Source organism: Legionella drozanskii LLAP-1 (assembly GCF_001467585.1).
Classification (GTDB): domain Bacteria; phylum Pseudomonadota; class Gammaproteobacteria; order Legionellales; family Legionellaceae; genus Tatlockia; species Tatlockia drozanskii.
This window is the reverse complement of record NZ_LNXY01000020.1, coordinates 743,868-764,324: the sequence shown is the minus strand read 5'-3', so window position 1 is coordinate 764,324 and position 20,457 is coordinate 743,868. Positions and strand designations below refer to the sequence as shown.

Genomic DNA, 20,457 nt, shown 5'->3' with positions numbered 1-20,457 from the left:
AAGCACAATTTTTTACACCTAGTATAAGATGCAGTCTAAAAAAGAAATTAAGAATTTAATTGCAAGCGATAAAAGTTCCCTTTCTCAATTTATCTTTGATTTATGTGGTTTTACTCTGGATAGAGCGGGCTATGATCCTCTAGTTTATAGATTTTATCTGCATGTGGCTTTTCGTCATCAAGCCATTTGGCGCGAGGAAGAATGGGATGCTATCTGCAGAGATGTGGAACTAGCAAGCGAATTTGGAAACCCACTTAATTGGGATGAACAAAATAAAGTTTTGCATGACAGGATTGTGGCATTTGCTCAGACAATAGTTACCGAAGTGAGTGAGGCGAGTCAAGATAACTGGGCAGTAAGGCTCATAAAAACAAGTTATCTAAACAATCTAGATCGAGTTTACGTGAGTTGTGAACGTCTAATAACTCATATTAAAGATAGAACAGATCAAAACTCGGAAGAGAATTCAACATCAATTGGCTCAATGATTGCTGACGAAGAAATGGCTCAGCAATATCTAGCTACCTTAGAAGCACAGGCGGCCTATTTAGATTCCTTATCTGCATTGCCATTCGTCCTGGAAAAAATCTGTTTAAAACTAGCGAACAATAAAGGAATTAACTATCAACCAAGAAAAGCAGCCGAGATGCTGGCGGCGTCCTTGGACACTATAAATGCTGCTTTGAGTATTAATAATAAAAGTACTGCTAGAGATGTACTCACCGAGGGACTTAAACTCGCTGTTAAAATTACTATGCCTGATGTTCCTATGGACAGCGATTTAATTGATGCAATTCAAGAGGAGTTACCTAGGTTTAATAAAATCATAGAAAATACGAACAGACTTGAAGAACATAAGAAGGTCATCTTTCCAAAGAATCATGACGGTTCTGACTCAGAAGTAGCGGTGGCACGCAAACAAATGTTGGCCGCATTAGAAGTTGATTTTGATTCGTTAACCGATGTTTTAACCAAAACCATACTAGAGCCTATTAGGCAATGTAACGAAGTAGTCGCTAATGGTAGGAATGTCGCTGTAGCAATTACTAATGCTGCTCAAGATGATAATTTATTTAATCGACTAGGTTATATCAGCGAAGCCTTCAAGGATTTTGACAAAATTGCATCTCTATGTGCTAGCTTAGAAGAAGCGGATGTGATCCCCGCTTGGTTACAGCAAGCAAATGGTTATTACATCGGATTAAAAGAGGGTGGATCTAAAGTTCAGGCTGTTATAGAAGCGACTAAAAAGGGCTTAGGCGCATTTTTTAATTACGCAATTTCTTATATACCGGAAAGTGTTTCTCATTATTTATCACGAACTGATGCATTGACAAAAGTATTAAATGAGATTGCTATCGTACATGAATTTCCAATTGACAAAATAATTGCTTATTTTCAATTTTATGAATTAACCAAACACGGAAAGATTGAAGGCTCACTTAAAGCGAAGTTTTTTCAGGCTTACATGCAAGAAGTCGTGAAAGCAGCAGAAGGAAGACTTAAACTTGAGGCGTTTAATTTTGAACATTATCAGCGTCTAGAAGAAAAAATAGATGAGCAGAAGTTTGATGTCTATCAAACGCTTGCAGATCGCATTGAAGGATATGCTGCTGAAGGAGAAGATGGCTTTAGTGATTCATTTGTTCTTGCGACAAAAGATGCTTTTAATATTCAACCACAACAACTCGATATTCTTGCATTAATCAATCGATTACAGACTTTAGAAAGACAACTTGATGTCAAAGAACCCAAAGCCGTTTTTCTGGAGTTAACTAAAGCGGCTAAAGCCTTGGCTGTATCCCCTCATTCTGTTCATGCAGTGTTCCGTCAAGAGTTTTTTCAACCGGCAATGCAGCGCATGTTCGCTCAATATCAAAACGATCAATTGGCTCCTTTACTGGAGCAGATGCTTGATTCGCGGGATCCTAGGCTGAATTCAAAAGGTTTTTCTCTGCGTAAAATTTATGCGAAATATAAAGAAAATTTGGCGATTTCTGTTTCTGATTTGACCATTGTTGAAGAGGCTTGGATAAAATACAACAATTTAGAAGAAGAGACGGCTCATCAATTTAAAGAACAAATGACAAGTGTAAAAGAGCTAACCACAATCTTGGGAAATAACAAAGAACAAGAACCTGCCAAAGATCATGAGACTCCAAATGTAAAAGGTAAAGAAGGCGCTCGAGCAACTATAAAAAACGTTGAGCCTACGATTAATGCCTTTCTTAATAAAGTACAAGAAAGATTAATGAAGCAAGAGGAGTCTTGTAATGAACTGAAAAAACTTGCAGAGAACGAAAAAATCACTGAGTTATGTAATAGCAAGCTTCGATATATTGCTGCATTATCGGGGTTAATTTTCAGTTTTCAAATGGATTTAAAAGATTCAAGTTCCGAGTTAAACAATTACCTCATTCTTTTATTGAATGGTAAGGTCACTGAGATTGCCCAAAAATCAATAGAAAGCAAACTTGAAAATTTATCCATCTCATCCGTTGCCAAAGGACTATTCAATTTTGTTTGGAATATATTGCCACCGGATATGGCAGATATCGATGAGAAATTTTTAGTCAAACTAATTTCTTTCTACCTAAGTAATGCTGAAATAGAAGAAGTCAGAAGTGCAGAGGCCGTCTATTCCGCCAATTTAAATCAAAATCCTATTCCTGCATTGATGAAGGAACTTAATGATCCTCTTTCCATTGCCAATATTCTTCCTAGTCAAGAAAAAATGATGGATGCTATTGTCGATAGTTTCATCGAAATTAGTGGTAAAACAGCTTTTTCCTGGGGAACCAATTTTTTAAAGAAAATTGCTGCTCAGATGACTCGCGAGCAACTTATTCGATTTTTACCCTATCCATTTTTAGTTGAATTAGCGTTACAAGCAATCCAAAGCGATGCTGTGCAAGCGCAAATGGCGCCAGTGATGAATTATTTGGTGAATCAATATGGCGACTCTCTATCAGAAAAAGCGCAAGAGTTTAAAGAGTTGGCAAAAAATCGTCTTTACCCCATTTTGGGAATAGAAATTCAAAAGACAATTGAGGCTAATGCTTTTCATTATGCAACGAATCCTGCCGAAGCAAATGAAACAGAGCGTGATTCTTTTGCTATGTATTATTTGCAATATCGCGAAATCAGAAAAAATAGAATGGAGTTCGACAGAGACGGGGTGATTCAATTTCTTTTTCCTGAGCTCTTAGCTAAAAAAGAAGAGGATAAAAGGCAAATAATAATTGGCACTCTTGCAGAAGCCTTTTCAAGAGTTGATGACTTATTTCAGGATGATTTTCCTACTGCTGAACCCCTTGAAGAAACGAATCAGCAATTACAATTTTTAATTGATCACATCGAACTGGCTGATCCAGCTAACGATAAGCTAATTAAATTAGCGTTAGTGAATCGATTATTAATTATGACGATGGATACCTCATCACAATTGGGTTCTGCCGTTCAAGATCAATTACAACAACAAGCGATTAGTAAGGTAGCGAAGGTACTCAATAAAATTGAACTGTTGAATACAGCTCAAGAGGAGACCCAAGAGGAAAGAGATCAAGCAACTTCGGATGCGATGATTTCGGCATTAAAGGGAGCTAATGATCGTGCGAACAAATTGCAGCTCCGCCGCGTTCAAGCAAAACTAAAGCAAGCGGAAGCTGCGTTTGCAACACAAAAAGCTCATCATGAAGAGCTGTTAAAATCACCAGAGCCGAGATTGGGTCTTAGTGTGCTGGAGTGGGAATATCATAAATCGTTTACTTCTCGAAAAATTGTAAACCTATTTTTTTTACTAGCTGAACTTTTTAGTTTTGTCACAACCTGGGTATCCATCATTTCTCCTTTAATGACAGGAGGCTTTTTACAAGGATTTTTGGTTGCAATAGGTGTCGGGACGAGTGCAACGGGTATTGGAGCTGCAGCGGTGGGAGCGGTTGCGTTAATGCGGCTAGCCTATAAATTTGGAATGGAAATTTATAAACATAAGGATGAGTTACGAGAGCTCAATAAAAATCCTTCCTTAACGCAGAAAATGGGAAAAATGAGCTTATTAGTGCTTAAATGTTTCGGGTTAGCACTAGCCAAAACTATTTTTACGGATTTTATCGTTGCCAAACTAAGTACTTTTTTAGCTTTTTCAACTTTCGAAACTATTCGCAATGCATTTCGCTTTTGGCCTAAACGCGAAACAGTTGAACAAGAGTTAACGCAGTTAAACAAGGTAAACGAACATTTAACCCATTTAAAAGAATTGCTCAACCAGCAGATTAAATTTATTGAGAAAAAAGCAGATGAGAAAACAATTACTGATCAGAGTAAAGCGATTGAGCAAACTGTAAAACAATTGCAAGAAGAAATGATTAAAGTGGATGCTATCTTAAAAATTAAGTTTAACGATGCACGAGAAACTTTGGATAGCTACACAAGTTCACTTGAGGGCTTAATAAGCGCTTTTGCAAACTTACAACAAGAAGTAGCGGCCTTACAAAACCTACAAAAGGCTCAGATGAGTTTTCTAAAACTAGATGCTGTTGAGGAATCCCCAGAACCATTGGTAAGTGCAGAGGCCCAATTAGAGACTGAGCCAACAGTAAAAGCTGTCGCGATTGATCTCTACGCTTATAAGTTGCAGCTTGGCATTGCTGCTCAAGCTTCATTAGAAACTAATGCCCAGGAAAAGCCGAGTCTTGTTAGCGATTTTTGGCATCGGCTTAGACCCTGGGCTGCGTCACCCCGAGTTCCTACAACGATGACGGAGTCAGAAGCCATGTTGTGCTCGACTGATTTTGAATTACTTATGAGCAGCACGTTTACCAAATCGGGTGACACTATCGAGCAGGAAATTGATGGTGAAGTAGAGGGCAAAGGCAAAGAAAAAGTTTATCCGAGAAGCGCTTCATCTGAGGGTGCTAGGCAGGAAAAGCCAGCATCAAATTCCTCCTCCTATCAGCCTAAATTTTTCAAGGTCGAGAATGGTGAGCTCGCTAATTGCTCTGCAGTTCAGGAAGATTCTTATATATCGGGACAGTTTAATTAGTGTCTGTCCCTAATTCTTTTTTAGACAGAAAACTTATAAAGCGATCTAGCATTTTTACAGTTAGGATACGTTTAAGTATCGCAAATAAATGAGCAGGGAAAGTAACAGGGTATTTAGCTTTAGGTTTTTTGCTCTCAATAGCATGAACTAGTTTGCTAATGACTGCATCTGTACCTTTGGTAAACATCGAGTCTTCCTTTTGCTCGCGATAGCCATTCAGCATTCTATGGTATTGTTGACGAAAATGGCTATTGTTTTGATCAATCTTTTTCAGAGAATTATCGATTACATTATCACGAAAATTGCTGGCAATAGGGCCTGGCTCAATACAGATCACCTCGATTCCTGAGGGCTTAAGCTCAAGTCTTAAAGTATCACTTAAACCCTCTACTGCATATTTTGAGGCATTATAAGCGCCGCGAAATGGCATGGAAATTAAGCCTAAAACAGAACTGATATTAATGATGCGTCCTCGTCCTTGTTTACGCATGACAGGAATAGCTAATTTTGTGAGATTCATCAGTCCAAAAACATTAGTTTCAAATTGCTCGCGCAACGCGTCTCGAGAAATATCCTCTAAGGCACCAGCTTGACCATAACCAGCATTATTGATGAGTATATCAAGATGACCAGATGTTTTGTCTAGAACTTCGGTAAACGCAGAAGCAATGGAGTGTTCATCATTCATATCCATTCTTACAGCCTCAAGTCCTAACTCAATAAGCTTGCTAACATCTTCTGCTTTGCGACAAGAAGCAATCACACGATGGCCGCGACGAGATAAACTAAGTGCTGCATCATGACCAATTCCAGTGGAGCAGCCGGTGATAAAAATTGTTTTTTGTTCCATGAAAAACCTATCCATCTAAATTCCAGGTCGCCTAGTTTACTAAATTGACTCTGTTTTGGTAATACCTTAGCCAAGCGAATCGCTAAGGTTTGACCAGCGCTTTGGACTCCCTGCTTTGGCGGAGATTGACGAACCTCGTGTAAACGCCTCAAGCGAACAGGATTTCCGTCACTCTCGGCGAAAGCGCTGAGCCAGGAAATTTAACTCAGATGAATAGTGTAAGAATAAGAATTGAATCCATCATAAGTTAATCCCTCATAACGCATACCATTACAGGAAGCACTAATAGTAGGGTGCATCATATAGGGACCGTCTTTTACATCCAGGACGCACCAATTATAAGTATCATAAGCTACTGTGACATGCCCATAACCCGTTTCACAACGGTCAGTATCTCTTATTTCAAAGCTCCTTGGACTAATGACACGTAAGTCCATTTCTGCGTTGGCATAGGCGCTAACAATGTAAATTCCAGGATGAATTTGATCGTCTAAATGAAAATAATCTTTATAACCGCAAGAAAAGTTTTCTTTCGCTTGAGCATTGAAAGCAAGTAAACCGCTGAGTAAAAATAGAGGAATTTTTTTCATGTTTTTAATTATGGTTAAAAATAGGGAAACCGATTATATACTCAAGCCATTTAAAAATGCTATTTTTAGCGAGACTTTTTTAGCTAAAATTCAGTATCTTAAGAATATACAAATTAAAGGGTTAAGAGGAAAATTTTAAGCAAACCTGAAGGGTTTCATTGCTTTGATTTTACTTGTTTTTCTTTCATTAACCTATCGAAAAGTTCCCTTTGTATAGATGAAAGTTCCTGACGCCGCAAATTGGTCATTTCCTCCATACTACCCTGCACACATTCCGGTGTAAGTCGATCAATAATTAAGGTCCCATTAATATGATCAATTTCATGTTGTAAAACTCGAGCATAAAATCCAGTTTCAATGCGGTTATAATGCTGCCCTTGTTCGTCGTAAAACTGAACGGAGATCTGATTAAATCGAGGAACTTTCCCAGCTTTATTTGATACCGAATAGCAGGCTTCAAAATCAGAATCCACTCCTGCAGAATCGATGCCTAAATAGGAGGGATTAATAAGCATATGCATAGGATAGGCTTTGGCATTATTACGAAGTAAGGCCGATTCTTCTGGGATATAGATTGCGATAATCTGTTTGTGATGATTGACCTGTGGAGCAGCTAATCCAACTCCCTTCAGTTCATAGAGTTTCTCTTTCATTGCCGCAATCAGCGCTTTATCCTCTTCATTTAGAGGGAAAAGGACTAGTTGTGCTGGGGTCTGTAAAACTTTGTTGTGTGCTGGTTGCTCAGCGCTAATAATTTTTAGGGCATAGGCTTGCTGTTCAGTCATTAGAAATCCTAAAAGCAATAAAGAGAGCAAAAGTTTATAGAAATTCCCTAACATAAGCTACCCACAAGTAAAGTTAGTGATTTTAGTACGGGTTATGGTGGTGAACTAGCTGGAGTCGAATCGTTTTCGGAGGATGAAGAATTCGCAGCAACCGGTTTCGGTAATTCATACTTAGGACGGGTATAAGTAAATATTCGATAGCGATTTATACTATGCGGATTAGGTGGATTTATAATGGCATCGTTTAATTGTTCATATTCTGCACAATACTCAGGCTTAAGAAGGTCAAAAAGCTTCAAGAAAGAGCATAATGCATGCACAAGCCAATTGTAGGTTAAAGGATAGGGCTTGGAATGCTCAAGCATAATTTGTTCAAAGGTATATGATTTACCATTGTACTCCAGAGGAGTCTGCACAATTTTTCGCATCTCTTCTATTCGGGCTTTGGTGGATTTTAGCGGATTAGTAGCAATATTTTTCAGTCTGGAAATGATAAGCTGTTTTTTTTGCAAAGTTTCTTTGGTTTCAAAGCGAGAAGTTTGCTTTTTGACATCAATTTCAGCTTTTTTTAAATAAGACTCAAATTTCGAAAGCTCTGCCATTATTTCATTGAGATGTGCATATTTTTTATAAAACTCCCTATCAAAATTTTTGACCCTATCCTGAACGATATTCTTAACCAGTTCATCGATATTGGGAGCATTTTTAGCGTTCTCTAAAATAGTAGGTTTCCAGTGTAATAAATGGTGTTTCAACTTATCATTATATTCGTCATGTATAAGATGCAAATCCGTTTTTCTGCTTAACGCCAAATCGAATTGCTTCTTGAAAACATGGTTAAGATAATTGTAAGTAACTCTTTCTTTCACTAGGGTTTGCTGATCACGTTGAGCAGCTAAAAATCTTTCTTTTTCCTCGGCTGTTTTTTCTCTTAATTCCCAAGTTTTGACAACACCTTTATAGTAACTATAGACAAGTTCACATCGTGCTTTAAGGTCAATTTTTCTTGGTTGAGCTGTGGGTTTTTCTTCTAATTGGGTAGACTTGACTAACTTGTCGTAATATTCAAAAACAAACCGGCATTGGGCCAAAATATGAGTATCCGCCATGAACTCATTAGTTAGATTTTCGCCAGAAACGTTGTCTTTTTCCCTAGGAGGTAAATCAACTTCAGACGGAAATAGCTCTGTGACTTTAGGCCCCAAGATTTCATCAATCTGAGGACTGACTTTAATCTCACCTGCCAGCTTGTCCATTAGCTCTTTGTGCTGCTTTAAAATAGGAATTGCTTCAGCAAATGCAGAGAGTAATTTCGCTCGCATCTCCTCTAAAATATGATTGGGAGGTAAGAGGTAACCATTCATGAGCTCATCATAGAGTTCAAGTACTTCCATTAAATTTTTTAGTTTGGCATGATTTTCCGAGGTTTGCTTTATTTCCTCAGCTGAAAATTCTTTTCGCACTGCTTCAGGTTTTGTTGGTGGAATCAGATGAATGGGCGTCTCAGAGGTCAGCAATTCATCAAGTTGTGAGCTTGTTTTGACTTCACTTAACAGGGGGGGGGCAGAGAACTGTGTTTTCTGTTTTTCAAGAGCGGGTATTGCCATTTTATAGGCTGTAACTAAATTCTGTTTTGCTGATTCGATAATTTTGGCAGGTTGAGGAGAGTGGCCAAATCGGGGAGTACTAAGGTCTTCATATATTTTAATGCATTCCATTAACTTTTTTAAGCAAACAAAGTCACCCATGCAGCTTACTTTTTGTTCTTGAGCATTCACCTTTCTCTTTGTTACTGCATCAAGACGTAAAGTGTTTGGTTTGCTGTTAGTGATAAGTGCTATATGTTTTTGGGAGACACATCCTAAGGGTTCCACTAAGCCTTTATAAAACTCATCAAGTATCGTTTTCATGGGGCCGGATAATTGACCAGGTTTTAATCCAACTCTATCTTCCCACTGATCGGTTTCAAGTAAAATTTGAGCAAATATGCCTGTATTGATTTCTTCCAAATGATTCATCACTGTGCCATGTGAAAGAGTAGTAAAGTGCTTAACCTTGTGTTTGAGCTCTTTAAACAACTGGTACATCATTGGCGTTTTAAGGAATAACTTGAAATAAGAGTCGGAGTTTTCAATGATTGATTCAATATTGAGAGCGACTTGCTTTGTGTGTGCAGCAATTCTTTCTTGTTCTTCAGTAGGTACCTCTCCTTGCCTTAAAAGAGTAGCAATATGAGTAGGGGCATACATTAATGCGTTAAGACTATACCAGATTGAACCATACTGCAGTTTTTTATTATTTTCTGGAATAGGAACAGTAGTTGGGTCTTTTCTGTAAGGTTCACTTTTAGTGATTAATGTTTCTGAGATGTGTTTTGCTTTACTGACCAAATCAGCAGCTAGCAATCTTAAAAGAGGGTCTTCATATAAGCTCTTTGATAATTCGAGAATTTCACCCACATGGTTGTTAGCCTGAACTAAGTGAAAAACATAAGTACTTTCCCAATTGTTATTATTTAATTTTTCTAGCTGTTGGCAAATTTTTTCCAAATGATATAAGCAGTTAATGAGGCGTTTAATCCCTATAACCTGTTGACCTTGTGCAAGTACCTGATTGTGGTTTTGTAACTCTGGAAAGGGAGCTCCCGCATCGATAAAAGGTAATCTCCAGGGTGAAGCAGGCTCGAGCTCCTTTTGGATTGTGCTATTAAATAAAGAGGTGAGTTTGATTAATGATTCTTTAAATTCGCCAACCGCCTGAGAGTAGTTTCGATGTTTAATTAAAAAATCTGGTCTTTCTTCTGATTCGCCCGTATAGGGAATGAGTGTAGATTCTTTCGTTTCAACTGTTAATTTTTGCTGCGCTAATTTTTGCAGCAGTTGTGCTCTATTTTGCCAAGTAGGAGCGGTATTTGCAAACCAGGTTTTAAGTGATGGTTGTCCTCTTAAAATTTCGCCCCGAAAATATCCTGTTGAAATAGAACTGACAGTTTCGAATTCTGGGTCATTTAATTTTTCTGGACTGGTTGATTGTAGGGCATCAATGATTTCTTGGTCGCGATTAGGAAGATCAGGAGCGGCTACAATAAGATCAATCAGATAAGGTCGAAATACACTATATAAATCAAGCAATTCCTTTTTAATTTCGTCATCTAGCTCCTTGAGAGGGTTTGGATGCTGAGCCCGAATTATCACAAAAAATTTATCATAAGCTTTTTCCGCTCTATTTAATTTTTCAATTCTTTCAGCATAATGTTCAGCTAGTATAAAACTTTGATTAGCACTTAAAACTTCTGGGCGGAGCACTAATTGATTCGGAGGATTTTCAGTAAATTGTAATCTTTTTTGCAGATTAGATTTTGCTAAAACTTGTGCTTCATCGACCGAAAAATGATTTGCCTTACCGTCATAGGGGAAAAAATGCGTTTCAGCGCTTTCATAGATAGATGCAATCTGAGCTTCTTGAAGTTTAATATGAAATTGTTGCGTTGATTTATCTTTAGCAATTAATGTTGCTACGCTGTCTTTTAATGACAATATCTGACTTACTTTTACTTTACTCTGTATAAAAGGCAATTGAGACAACCAAGGACTGTCATTTGTTAAAATATTGATGATTTTGTTGTTGAGTTTCTTGTCAAGATGATGAATGAAAGGATGTAAAAATTTATAATCTTGTACCAGTAATTTTCGTGTCGATTCGGATAAACTCTGCAAGTCCTGATCTGAGTATTTTCTAAGTAAACCGAAAAAGCGATTATAAGCTTTTTCGGTTTGCCCAATATGCATTAACCATCGTTTTTCTTGGTTAATTTTATGTCGTATTGGCTCGAGTCGTAACTCCATAAAATGGTCATCTTCAATCGCTAAAAGTTCTTTTCCTTTCACGGAAAAATTAACGATACTCGAGGTATAATGGATTAGTGTTTTATAGAACGGTCTTAGTTGTCCCAAAAGTGGATTGGAGAGTTCACCTGGGGTGAGTAAGCCTTCTTCTTCAATGCGGTCGACTAAATTGAATAAAAGTACTAACCACTTGTATTTTAGTTCAGCTAAATTATTGCGAATTACTTCTTGGGAAGATTCATCAAAGTTTTTAGCTTGCTCTAAAGTAGTTTGTGAGAGATGAATAACACGGCGTAGTATATCGACGTAATAAACTACTTTAGCGGGTAATAAAAGGTCATTATCATTTTGCAAGACATCTAATGAGTCTAATAATCTTAGTCCTTCTCTATGCAACCTATCTAACTGGGCTTGATCTAAGGTAGAGTTTACAGAAGCCAATTGTGGTGAAAATTGTTGAACATAATTCGTAATTTGTTGAATATATCCAGGTAAAGCAGCACCAAATTGTGTTAAAAAATGATAATCAATTTTACCGCTACCTGCCCTCATTTGATCGACAGCAATTCCACCTAACAATCCGCCATTATAGGAAATAGGATATTCTTTTAATTTGGCGGCAAAAGCAGCCGCATCGTCAGCATGTTGATCAGTAAACTCGTTAAATACACTAAGTAAATTAATCGCAGCTGTTATTTCTTCAGAAAAAATATTAGTTAAATCAATGCCAAGATGAGTTAAAAGAAAACTTGCATGATAGCCATGCTTAACCGTATGGAACCAAAGCTTCTGTAAATCTTGAAACCAATTTAATTTATCACGTAAATTAACGGTTTCTAGATCATTGAAAGCAAGTTCTGCATGGTAAATTCCATTGATAATTTCTTTAATTTGAATGACTTGTAGGGGCTCGGTCGAAAAATCCGTAAACGGCTCGCCAAACCGGTTGATTTTTTTAAAGTAAGGCTGAAGTTCCGCGCTAAAATGCGGACCTTGAATTTTGGCAAGGATTTGTTGGCGAATATTCAGTAAGAATTTCGAAGTTTGACGCTCTTTAAATGCATCAAGCATTTTTAAACAATATTCCAGCATTGACGTTTAAATAGCCTTAGTAAAATGTGCACATTATACCTGGAGTTTTATTAAGGCAATATTAACACAACTAATTGATGTTAATTTTTTGCTAAGTTTTTATTTTATGAAGATGGCTAGGTATCTTTTGGACTTTCGCATTATAATCGCAGCATTTATCTAATCTCTTATAGAACTATGAGTAATTGGAAAACAATAGCGGATATTCGCCGCGAATACGGTGATTTGCAGATCAATGAAGGAACTCTTCAAGAGTCTGCGATCGCTCAATTCAAGCTTTGGTTTGAAGAAGGCCTGAAGACAGAGAAAAGTGATCCCACTGCAATGGTGCTTTCAACGGTTGATCAGAAAGGGCGTCCTGACTCGCGTGTTGTTTTACTCAAGGGGCTAGATGAAGGCGCTTTTGTTTTTTATACCAACTATCAAAGCACAAAATCTTTACAAATACAGCATACGCCTTATGTCGCTTTAAATTTTTATTGGCCCCAGCTATCGCGTCAGGTGCGGGTGCGCGGACGAGTTAAGCGCGTATCAAAAAAACAATCGGATACTTATTTTGCCTCCAGGCCGGTGACAAGTCAGTTATCAGCGATTGCCTCCCCTCAAAGTCAAAAAATTGCTGATCGCGATGTTTTAGAGCAAGCACTCAATCAATTAATCGCGCAATACGGCCAAGAGGTTGTCGTACGACCAAAATATTGGGGAGGATATAAGGTTATTCCGGACGAAATAGAGTTTTGGCAAGGCCGTGATAATCGCTTGCATGATCGGATTCTTTTTTACAAAAAAAGAGGACATTGGATCCACTGCCAGTTAGCGCCTTAGCAAGCGTGGCTGATGACAACATTTAAATGGCCGGAAAACAAGATTTGCCTCTTATTGCATTGCTAACTCGCAAATTTGTATTTTATCAGGGTTTTTCTGCCCAAAAGTCCATTTAATTTTAATTACTTAAAATCAACTAGTTATCCCTGCACGGAAGTCCAAAAAAAGTCAAGAAAGATTCCATATTGTCAAGAAAGAGTAAAAAAAAACCACTCTGAGGCATAAGCGTTCTTATGGTCGTAGAATGATGTTAAATAAGGCGTTTATTGACGAAAGTAAACATTTTATTTTCTTGGCAGGATAAATGCTTTGTGAGATCTAACTTAAATAAGTTTTAAGACGCTAACGAGAGGGTACTAATATGAATGACACAACAGAGTTGTTACCACATATTAAATTGCGTTTTAATATTGAACATCCAAGTTTTGAAGAATGCTATTCTTATGGCTATGAGTGCGCCTTAGCTGAGGTGGAGGAAGATGAAAATCCTTTCCGTGAAGGCAGCATTGAACATGAGCAATGGCAAGAAGGCTGGTGGGCTGGATTTTATGGTGAGAAACCTTTATATGAGCCGACTATCGAGGCTGAGACTTTGCCAACAGGTGAATCTGAAGCGGCGAATGATCAAACCTATCACTTCATTACAAGTTTAGTAAGCAGCAATTTTTTAGCGAATATGCTGAAAATAACTGGTGCACTCGCAGCGACAGCTGTAGTAGGTTATCAGGTATTTGAACTTGTTGCTTAATTATAAAACAGGGGTTCATTTTGACTTTACGCAATTTAAGAAGGATGGCTGATTTCATGATGGAAACAGAAAAATCAGCTATCCTTTTGTTGTTCAACAATCTACTTAAACAATTTCAATACCATTGATTTCATTCTTCCAAGCTCAGCTGGGTTAAATTCTTTATATATATCTGCTCCGATATTCAAACAAACATTCACGTTCTCTCCAATGCCTTTTAGCAAGTCAACGCCTGATAATTTGAGCAGTAGCACTTCCCCTGTAATCTCTTTGGCCCAACTATCGAAGTACTCCATATTAGTGAATACCGGCATATAGTATAAGCCGCCCTCTTCTAAATAGAGGACCTCGGGCAGCTCTTCCGAGGAGTTTTTATCAATAGGAATAATAAAATTAGCTTTTATAAATTCCAAATAGGCTTTGTTCGCTTCTTTACTGTTTCCTTCGGTATCAAGTGCATCTTTTATTGCCAATTCGAGAGCATTCATGGAGTCAAGACCTATAAAAAAGCAGAATTATATCTGATTTGCTGTTGAGTTACCTCTAAATAGTGTACAGAGGTTGAGAAAAATGATATGTTTCAGATCGTTCAATGTGTTGAAATAATCATCGCTAGCAGTATAATATAGTTTGGTTTTTGCTAATTTATTAGTCAATTGCTCTGCTTGGATTACGGGCGGATCGCGTGTCTCAGCTTCAGCTAGGATGAAATAGTAACTGAGTAGTGAATTTATGAATATGGTAGCAATGTCTCAGAGTAAAAAAACAGGGCGTATTAGCCAAATAGGTTTTGCTTGGGTAGTTTGGGGACTAGCAGCGGCATTTTATTTCTCTGACTATCTTGCACGCGTGGCTCCAGGAGTTATGCATCGCAGTTTGCAAATGGATTTTGGTATTAATGAAGCAGGATTCGGAATTCTGACTGCCTCCTTTTACATCCCGTACATCCTCATGCAAATTCCGGTTGGATTAACTGTCGATCGTCTAAGTATTCGCGCAATTTTAACAGTGATGTCCTTAATCACCGCCTTGGGTTGTTGCGTTTTTGGTTTAGCCGATGGTTTGATGATGGCTTCTGTTGGTCGTATGCTTATCGGTTTTAGTGCGGCGTTTGCGTTTGTGAGTTCTTTGCGATTAGCGACGTCTTGGTTCCCTCCAGCCATGCTCGGTTTATTAGCAGGTTTAACCCAAGCCTTAGGCATGTTGGGTGCTGCAGCGGGTGAAGCTCCAGTGTCCTTTTTAGTTGCCAATGTTGGTTGGCGTCATAGCATGTTGATTATAGCCTTCTTGTTTATCGCACTGGCCGGTCTATTATATCAATTTGTCCAAGATGCGCCTGGCACGAAGCGACGCGAAATTCACTTTGAAAAAAGTATAAGTATCCTTGCTAGTTTGAAGATTATTCTGTCACATCGCCAGACTTGGCTTAATGCACTTTATGCTGGTTTTCTCTTTGGTCCCACAGCTGTAATTGGCGAAGCAATAGGTCCTGCCTATTTGCAATATGGACGAGGTTTGTCCGCTCACGCTGCTGCTTTCGCAACAGGATTAATCTTTATTGGTTGGGGGATAAGTGGCCCCATCTCAGGTTGGATATCAGACAAAATTGGACGCCGTAAGCCTATAATGATCTTTTCAGCGTTGTGTGGAGTCATATTAACCTCGATCTATGTTTTTTACCCAGGGATAGACAAGACAAGCGCCTATATTCTATTTTTTATTTTTGGGTTAACCAATACAGGAGTCGCCATTGCTTATGCAGTTTCGACTGAAATTCATGAGGGCAATGTAATCGGAACCGCTATAGCGTTTACCAATATGATTTCTATTTTTGTTGGAGCGCTTATGCAGCCTTTAGTAGGCTATTTAGTAGACTCCGTATCTGGCGCGCGTGCTTACAATGTGGAAACCTTGGTGCTTTCAGATTTCCAAGCGGGATTAAAAATTTTACCGCTCTGCTCATTAGTCGCATTGTTTCTCGCATTTACTGTTAAAGAGACTTACTGTAAGCCTATTCGCAAATCATAGTAAGTCGCTGTCAGTTAACATTTTTTTGCACATATTTCTTTGCTAGTTAGTGAATCTCGTGTTTTAATTGGTGCGGTGCCTCTGCAGAAAATTTGAATCAGCTTTAGTTTTTGCAGTGGTCTGACATTAACTCGGAGATAATAATGAAAAAATTCACAGGATTAGTGATTATCCTAGTAGCTCTAGTCCTCGGTTCATATTATGGCATGGGGTATCTCACTGAAAAGCAAGTAAAAGAAGACCTCAGAGCAGTGAATCAATCCAACGGATTGACTGCAAATCTTGAAGAATACAAACGAGGTTGGTTTACCTCCAAAGCAATTCTTAATTGGGGCTTACATATTCCTGAGCATGTGGTTACTGTAGCAGACGGTCAATCAGAAACCGTGGCTGCTCAAGATTTTCAAATGAAAATGCCACTTAATATTCATCATGGACCGGTAATATTTGCTGATAAAACTGTCAAATTTGGTTTAGGTTATGCGCATACGGAATTATTGCTACCTGAGAAATTTGCTGAGCAGTTTAATAATGCTTTTTCAGGCGAATCAACTCAGCCTAAATTAGACCTAAGCTTATTTGTAAGCTATCTCCAAAATACGACTATCGATGCATCCGTTCCAGCGTTTAAATTAATCGCCAAGCAAGGTAATGGACAATTAGATTGGTTGGGTATGACTTCTTCTACTAATCTCTCACCTGATATGAAAAAAGTGACTGGTAATATTACTGTAGATGGTTTGCGAATTGTTAAAGAACAGATAAAGACGAATATGTCCTCTGTGACCAGTGAATACAATCTTCATAAGACAAGTTCTGGATTGTATCTTGGTGATGCGAGTTTATCTTTCCCATCATTAGTTGTCACAAATAATGATAAGAAAATTTTTGAGCTTGCTCAATTTGATGTCCATTCTGACACTAATATTGAAGAAGGTTTATTTAACTCGCATTTCAAGTCCTCTATCGAGAAAATAACGACTAACGATAAAGCTTATGGTCCTGGTCGTTTGGAAGTTGCAATAAGGAACCTTGATGCAGATGCGCTAGCTAAAATTAATCAGCAAGCAAATCAACTGCAGCAGGGCCCCGATGCGCAGCGTCAGCAAGCATTGTTAGCGATGTTGCCAGAACTACCCCAGTTATTCAGTAAAGGAGCAGAGTTTGAGGTAACAGAGCTCAATTTTGTAATGCCGCAGGGAACCATAGAAGGAAACTTACTTGTTTCTCTACCCAAGTCTGAAACATCGAATCCTTTTGAGCTAATCCAGAAAATTCAAGGCAAGGGTAAGTTGAAGGTACCCGCTGTAGTTGTCAAAGATCTCATTTCTGAATCGATAAGACAAAAGATGCTGGCACCACCGCAGCCGCAAACTATTCAGCAAGGTATAGTGCAACAAATGCAGCAACAAACAGGCGTAACAACTACTGGAAGCACTAATAATGCTACGCCGCCTGCGACTACAACCGATATGAATGCTGTGGCTCAACAAGCAGGCGAGGCCGCAGATAAGCAAATAGCAACCATGATTCAGTCGGGAGTGCTAGCGGTACAAGGTAATGATTATGTGATTGAAATGAACCTTAACCAAGGCCAATTAATGGTTAATGGTAAACCTTTTAATCCTGGAATGTTAAAGTTTCAATAATTATTTAGAAGAGTTTTAATAGAGGTTATTGAATGAGTTGAGTGGGTTTAACCTACTCGGTAATTCCTGATTTTTAAGTCAAATTTCTGAAAGTAGACTTGTCAGGAATTACTCAATTGGGTAAGATGCAGCTTTTTAAAGGAGGAGTGAATAAGAATGACAACAATCAGTAATGAAGCCGGGGATACAACTGCATCGCTGGCCGCGAGTGTCACTCAATCAGTGCAGAAATATTTCGCCGAGCTGAAGGGAACTGATCCTGTTGATCTGTACCAGTTTGTTCTTGAAGAAATTGAAACACCATTATTTCGCGCTGTCATGGAACATTGTAAGTATAACCAATCACGCGCAGCAATCATGCTTGGTATCAGCAGAGGTACATTAAGAACTAAACTGCGTCGTTATTTCGATGATAAATATGTAGGTACACGCGATTAATGTCTTACACAGACACGGTCGATAAATCTAAAGGAAGCTAAATGCTTCCTTTTTTTAGAGCAGATGTGTAGATAAGCTAATTGAACTGGAACTGCCTTATAGATTTTCCTCTCTAGATACTCAAGCGAATCCCCGCGCAAGCGGGGATTCTTCAAGGGAAGTACGCAATTGATGAATAGATTCCCGACTTAGTGGGAATTAAATATAAAGCGAAAAAACAGATAAAGCCTGTTGAGATGCCTCGGGGTTGCACCGAGGCCCAACGTGCTTACTATTCAGTAAACATAGAACTGACAGATTCCTCGACATTAACGCGCTTGATCGCTTGTGCAAGCATATCTGCCAAACTAACCACTCTAATTTTCTCACAACGCTTTGCAGCATCAGTGAGAGGTATAGTGTCAGTAACAACCACTTCATCCAGAGAAGAGTGCTTAATGTTTTCCACAGCGGGTCCAGACAAGACGGGATGAGTGATGTAGGCTCTTACACTCGTTGCGCCATTACGTTTCAATTGCTGTGCTGCTGAGCATAAGGTTCCTGCTGTATCAACAATGTCATCAATAATGAGACAATGTCTACCCGCAGGTTCACCGATAATATGCATTACTTCTGATTTATTTGGGCCGCTGCGTCGTTTATCGATAATGGACAATTCTGCATCATTAAGCAATTTTGCCATCGCTCTTGCTCGAACTACCCCCCCTACATCTGGAGAAATGACCATGAGATTGGGTAGGTTTTGCTGCTTAATGTCTTCAAGTAATACGGGAGTTGAATAAACGTTATCAACCGGCATATAGAAAAAGCCTTGAATCTGGTCGGCATGCAAGTCCACTGTAAGAACACGACAGATACCAACAGAGGCCATCATATCGGCTACCACTTTGGCTGTAATAGGCACACGAGCTGAGCGGACGCGTCGATCTTGACGTGCATAGCCAAAATAAGGAACTACAGCAGTGATTCTCCCTGCGGAGGAACGTCTCAAGGCATCTGCCATGATCATAAGTTCCATCAGGTTGTCATTTGCTGGAGCGCAAGTCGATTGAATGACAAAGACATCACGACCACGGACATTTTCAAGGATTTCAACCATGGTTTCACCATCGCTGAATGTTCCCACAGTTGCTTGACCGATAGGAATCTGCAGGTGAGAAGCTATTTTAAGTGCCAGCTCTGGGTTAGCATTGCCGGTAAAGATCATCATTGTCGACATGTGTATAGCCTTCAAAGGGGTTTAATCAGGTATAAACACATAGCAGAAGACAGCCAGAAAGATATAGTTATTATTTGAGCGATCCGGTGAACGCATCCTTCCCGGGTATCTTCTGCCGTCTGTTTACTTGAATCAACAAGAATTGTGGCTGGGGTGCTAGGATTCGAACCTAGGTATGCAGGGATCAAAACCCTGTGCCTTACCGCTTGGCGACACCCCAATAAGCTTTGTAGATTCTTAATCTCTTCCATGAATACTTTCGTACAGCAGAGCTGTAACGTGCTGCGTATTTTGCAGAGTATTTAAAGTCTTGTCAACGGGGAGTAAATTTATTTTTGCAATTATTCACCTAGGTTTTATATGACTTAACCTATCTACCATAGCCATCAATTAACAAGTTTTCTCTTGAGTTGATGGCTGATAGTTAAAAAGCAGCGTCATACTCTCCAGCTTTTAATAATCATTTTGATAAAAATTCCATTCCCTTGTAATCTCACGGTTGTTGGAAGTGAGGTCCCACCAGCAGAACTATATTGGGGGTATTGAATAGTATAGCCGCCTTGTCTTAATTGGACTAAGCGACCTGCCGCATCACGTTTCTCCCCTTGAACAGAACCGGGGGCTGGGATGCCTCTTACCCAATAATAAAGGTTAGAAACTGGTAGGCTAACGCCAGTCTGTTGTTTTAATAAGGATTCGGCATTGGACGAACTTGCTGTTTTCGGTCCATCACGAAGGGTAACTACCCCCCCGCTTCGACTAATAAGTACTGTACCACTTCCTAAAGGACCTGATAAACGGATTTGATATTGGCTTGCCCCACGCTGTACCCAGTTGACCGTTGCGCTCCAACCTTTGTTTTTACTGCGAGCTGCCATTGCTCCAGAGATATCCCAGGATGATATTCTTGAAGCGCCAGAAGAGGCTCCCGAAACTTGTTTTTTGTCTGTGGAGGACGCGTCTTTGGCCCCTTTTTTATTCTCAGCAGTTTTACCCTGCGCATCGGCAACTCCTTTCTCATTGGTGCTAAGCTCAGTCAGAGTTTTGCCATTATTCAATGGTTGGTTGCTAAGCGTTGATTCGGTAGCTTCTGCTGATGCTTCCGGTGTGGCAGGTGTAATGGGATTCAACGGTGCTTCAGTGATCACCGAACGAGAAGCACAGGCACTGAGGAGTAAAAAAGAAACAATATAAATATTGCGAATGGCAATCATTGCAATCCTCCGATTCATCCATGTTAGGAGGGTTTTCGACCCATTGGAGTTGTGTCTTCAATTGGTCTACAGACCCTAGACAATAGTTTTTCTTACCACAATACGCTAGACTGCCAAAACTTGCAATTAA

13 protein-coding genes and 1 tRNA gene are annotated in these 20,457 nt (G+C 39.1%); 6 read left to right on the top strand and 8 right to left on the bottom strand.

Features of this window, described 5'->3' with window-relative positions; all coding sequences use genetic code 11:
* Window positions 1-28: 28 nt before the first annotated feature.
* Window positions 29-5,044, top strand: a complete 5,016-nt coding sequence (locus tag Ldro_RS07765; RefSeq protein WP_058495826.1) for an AAA family ATPase — start codon at window positions 29-31, stop codon at window positions 5,042-5,044.
* Here Ldro_RS07765 and Ldro_RS07760 read toward each other — a convergent pair.
* The 4 genes from Ldro_RS07760 to Ldro_RS07745 all read right to left on the bottom strand — a co-directional run bounded on the left by Ldro_RS07760 (window position 5,037) and on the right by Ldro_RS07745 (window position 12,185).
* The gene (locus tag Ldro_RS07760) at window positions 5,037-5,894 is read right to left on the bottom strand and encodes an SDR family NAD(P)-dependent oxidoreductase (protein ID WP_058495825.1); all 858 of its coding nucleotides are present in this window, start codon (window positions 5,892-5,894) and stop codon (window positions 5,037-5,039) included. The genes Ldro_RS07765 and Ldro_RS07760 overlap by 8 nt on opposite strands.
* Window positions 5,895-6,094: 200 nt before the next feature.
* Complete coding sequence (locus tag Ldro_RS07755; RefSeq protein WP_058495824.1) at window positions 6,095-6,484, bottom strand: hypothetical protein; 390 nt, start codon at window positions 6,482-6,484, stop codon at window positions 6,095-6,097.
* Between the two features lie 155 nt (window positions 6,485-6,639).
* Window positions 6,640-7,269: a peptide deformylase gene (gene def / locus Ldro_RS07750; protein WP_058495823.1), complete on the bottom strand. Its 630-nt coding sequence runs from the start codon at window positions 7,267-7,269 to the stop codon at window positions 6,640-6,642.
* Between the two features lie 92 nt (window positions 7,270-7,361).
* Window positions 7,362-12,185: a hypothetical protein gene (locus Ldro_RS07745; protein ID WP_157066474.1), complete on the bottom strand. Its 4,824-nt coding sequence runs from the start codon at window positions 12,183-12,185 to the stop codon at window positions 7,362-7,364.
* Between the two features lie 198 nt (window positions 12,186-12,383).
* Between Ldro_RS07745 and pdxH the strand changes: the two genes are divergently transcribed.
* Together pdxH and Ldro_RS07735 are read left to right on the top strand one after the other, a co-directional pair.
* Entirely contained in the window at window positions 12,384-13,031 is a 648-nt protein-coding gene (gene pdxH, locus Ldro_RS07740) for a pyridoxamine 5'-phosphate oxidase (protein ID WP_058495821.1), read from the top strand.
* Window positions 13,032-13,392: 361 nt separating this feature from the next.
* Window positions 13,393-13,779, top strand: a complete 387-nt coding sequence (locus Ldro_RS07735; RefSeq protein WP_058495820.1) for a hypothetical protein — start codon at window positions 13,393-13,395, stop codon at window positions 13,777-13,779.
* Window positions 13,780-13,880: 101 nt separating this feature from the next.
* Here Ldro_RS07735 and Ldro_RS07730 read toward each other — a convergent pair whose 3' ends face one another.
* Complete coding sequence (locus tag Ldro_RS07730; RefSeq protein ID WP_058495819.1) at window positions 13,881-14,267, bottom strand: SseB family protein; 387 nt, start codon at window positions 14,265-14,267, stop codon at window positions 13,881-13,883.
* A gap of 244 nt (window positions 14,268-14,511) precedes the next feature.
* Between Ldro_RS07730 and Ldro_RS07725 the strand changes: the two genes are divergently transcribed.
* The 3 genes from Ldro_RS07725 to Ldro_RS07715 all read left to right on the top strand — a co-directional run bounded on the left by Ldro_RS07725 (window position 14,512) and on the right by Ldro_RS07715 (window position 17,894).
* Window positions 14,512-15,807, top strand: a complete 1,296-nt coding sequence (locus Ldro_RS07725) for an MFS transporter (protein ID WP_058495818.1) — start codon at window positions 14,512-14,514, stop codon at window positions 15,805-15,807.
* Window positions 15,808-15,950: 143 nt separating this feature from the next.
* Complete coding sequence (locus tag Ldro_RS07720; protein WP_058495817.1) at window positions 15,951-17,456, top strand: YdgA family protein; 1,506 nt, start codon at window positions 15,951-15,953, stop codon at window positions 17,454-17,456.
* Window positions 17,457-17,612: 156 nt separating this feature from the next.
* The gene (locus Ldro_RS07715; RefSeq protein WP_043872510.1) at window positions 17,613-17,894 is read left to right on the top strand and encodes a helix-turn-helix domain-containing protein; all 282 of its coding nucleotides are present in this window, start codon (window positions 17,613-17,615) and stop codon (window positions 17,892-17,894) included.
* A gap of 271 nt (window positions 17,895-18,165) precedes the next feature.
* Here Ldro_RS07715 and Ldro_RS07710 read toward each other — a convergent pair whose 3' ends face one another.
* From Ldro_RS07710 to lolB, 3 genes are all read right to left on the bottom strand, one after another.
* Window positions 18,166-19,113, bottom strand: a complete 948-nt coding sequence (locus tag Ldro_RS07710; protein WP_058495816.1) for a ribose-phosphate pyrophosphokinase — start codon at window positions 19,111-19,113, stop codon at window positions 18,166-18,168.
* Window positions 19,114-19,258: 145 nt separating this feature from the next.
* Window positions 19,259-19,333, bottom strand: a tRNA-Gln gene (locus Ldro_RS07705).
* 217 nt (window positions 19,334-19,550) lie between these two features.
* Window positions 19,551-20,327: a lipoprotein insertase outer membrane protein LolB gene (lolB, locus tag Ldro_RS16065; protein WP_083497916.1), complete on the bottom strand. Its 777-nt coding sequence runs from the start codon at window positions 20,325-20,327 to the stop codon at window positions 19,551-19,553.
* Between the last annotated feature and the right edge of the window lie 130 nt (window positions 20,328-20,457).

Excerpts from the sequence above, each read along its gene's own strand:
- Ldro_RS07765 (WP_058495826.1), top strand. The coding sequence starts at position 29 with ATGCAGTCTAAAAAAGAAATTAAGAATTTAATTGCAAGCGATAAAAGT.
- Ldro_RS07760 (WP_058495825.1), bottom strand. The coding sequence starts at position 5,894 with ATGGAACAAAAAACAATTTTTATCACCGGCTGCTCCACTGGAATTGGT.
- Ldro_RS07755 (WP_058495824.1), bottom strand. The coding sequence starts at position 6,484 with ATGAAAAAAATTCCTCTATTTTTACTCAGCGGTTTACTTGCTTTCAAT.
- def (WP_058495823.1), bottom strand. The coding sequence starts at position 7,269 with ATGACTGAACAGCAAGCCTATGCCCTAAAAATTATTAGCGCTGAGCAA.
- Ldro_RS07745 (WP_157066474.1), bottom strand. The coding sequence starts at position 12,185 with ATGCTTGATGCATTTAAAGAGCGTCAAACTTCGAAATTCTTACTGAAT.
- pdxH (WP_058495821.1), top strand. The coding sequence starts at position 12,384 with ATGAGTAATTGGAAAACAATAGCGGATATTCGCCGCGAATACGGTGAT.
- Ldro_RS07735 (WP_058495820.1), top strand. The coding sequence starts at position 13,393 with ATGAATGACACAACAGAGTTGTTACCACATATTAAATTGCGTTTTAAT.
- Ldro_RS07730 (WP_058495819.1), bottom strand. The coding sequence starts at position 14,267 with ATGAATGCTCTCGAATTGGCAATAAAAGATGCACTTGATACCGAAGGA.
- Ldro_RS07725 (WP_058495818.1), top strand. The coding sequence starts at position 14,512 with ATGAATATGGTAGCAATGTCTCAGAGTAAAAAAACAGGGCGTATTAGC.
- Ldro_RS07720 (WP_058495817.1), top strand. The coding sequence starts at position 15,951 with ATGAAAAAATTCACAGGATTAGTGATTATCCTAGTAGCTCTAGTCCTC.
- Ldro_RS07715 (WP_043872510.1), top strand. The coding sequence starts at position 17,613 with ATGACAACAATCAGTAATGAAGCCGGGGATACAACTGCATCGCTGGCC.
- Ldro_RS07710 (WP_058495816.1), bottom strand. The coding sequence starts at position 19,113 with ATGTCGACAATGATGATCTTTACCGGCAATGCTAACCCAGAGCTGGCA.
- lolB (WP_083497916.1), bottom strand. The coding sequence starts at position 20,327 with ATGATTGCCATTCGCAATATTTATATTGTTTCTTTTTTACTCCTCAGT.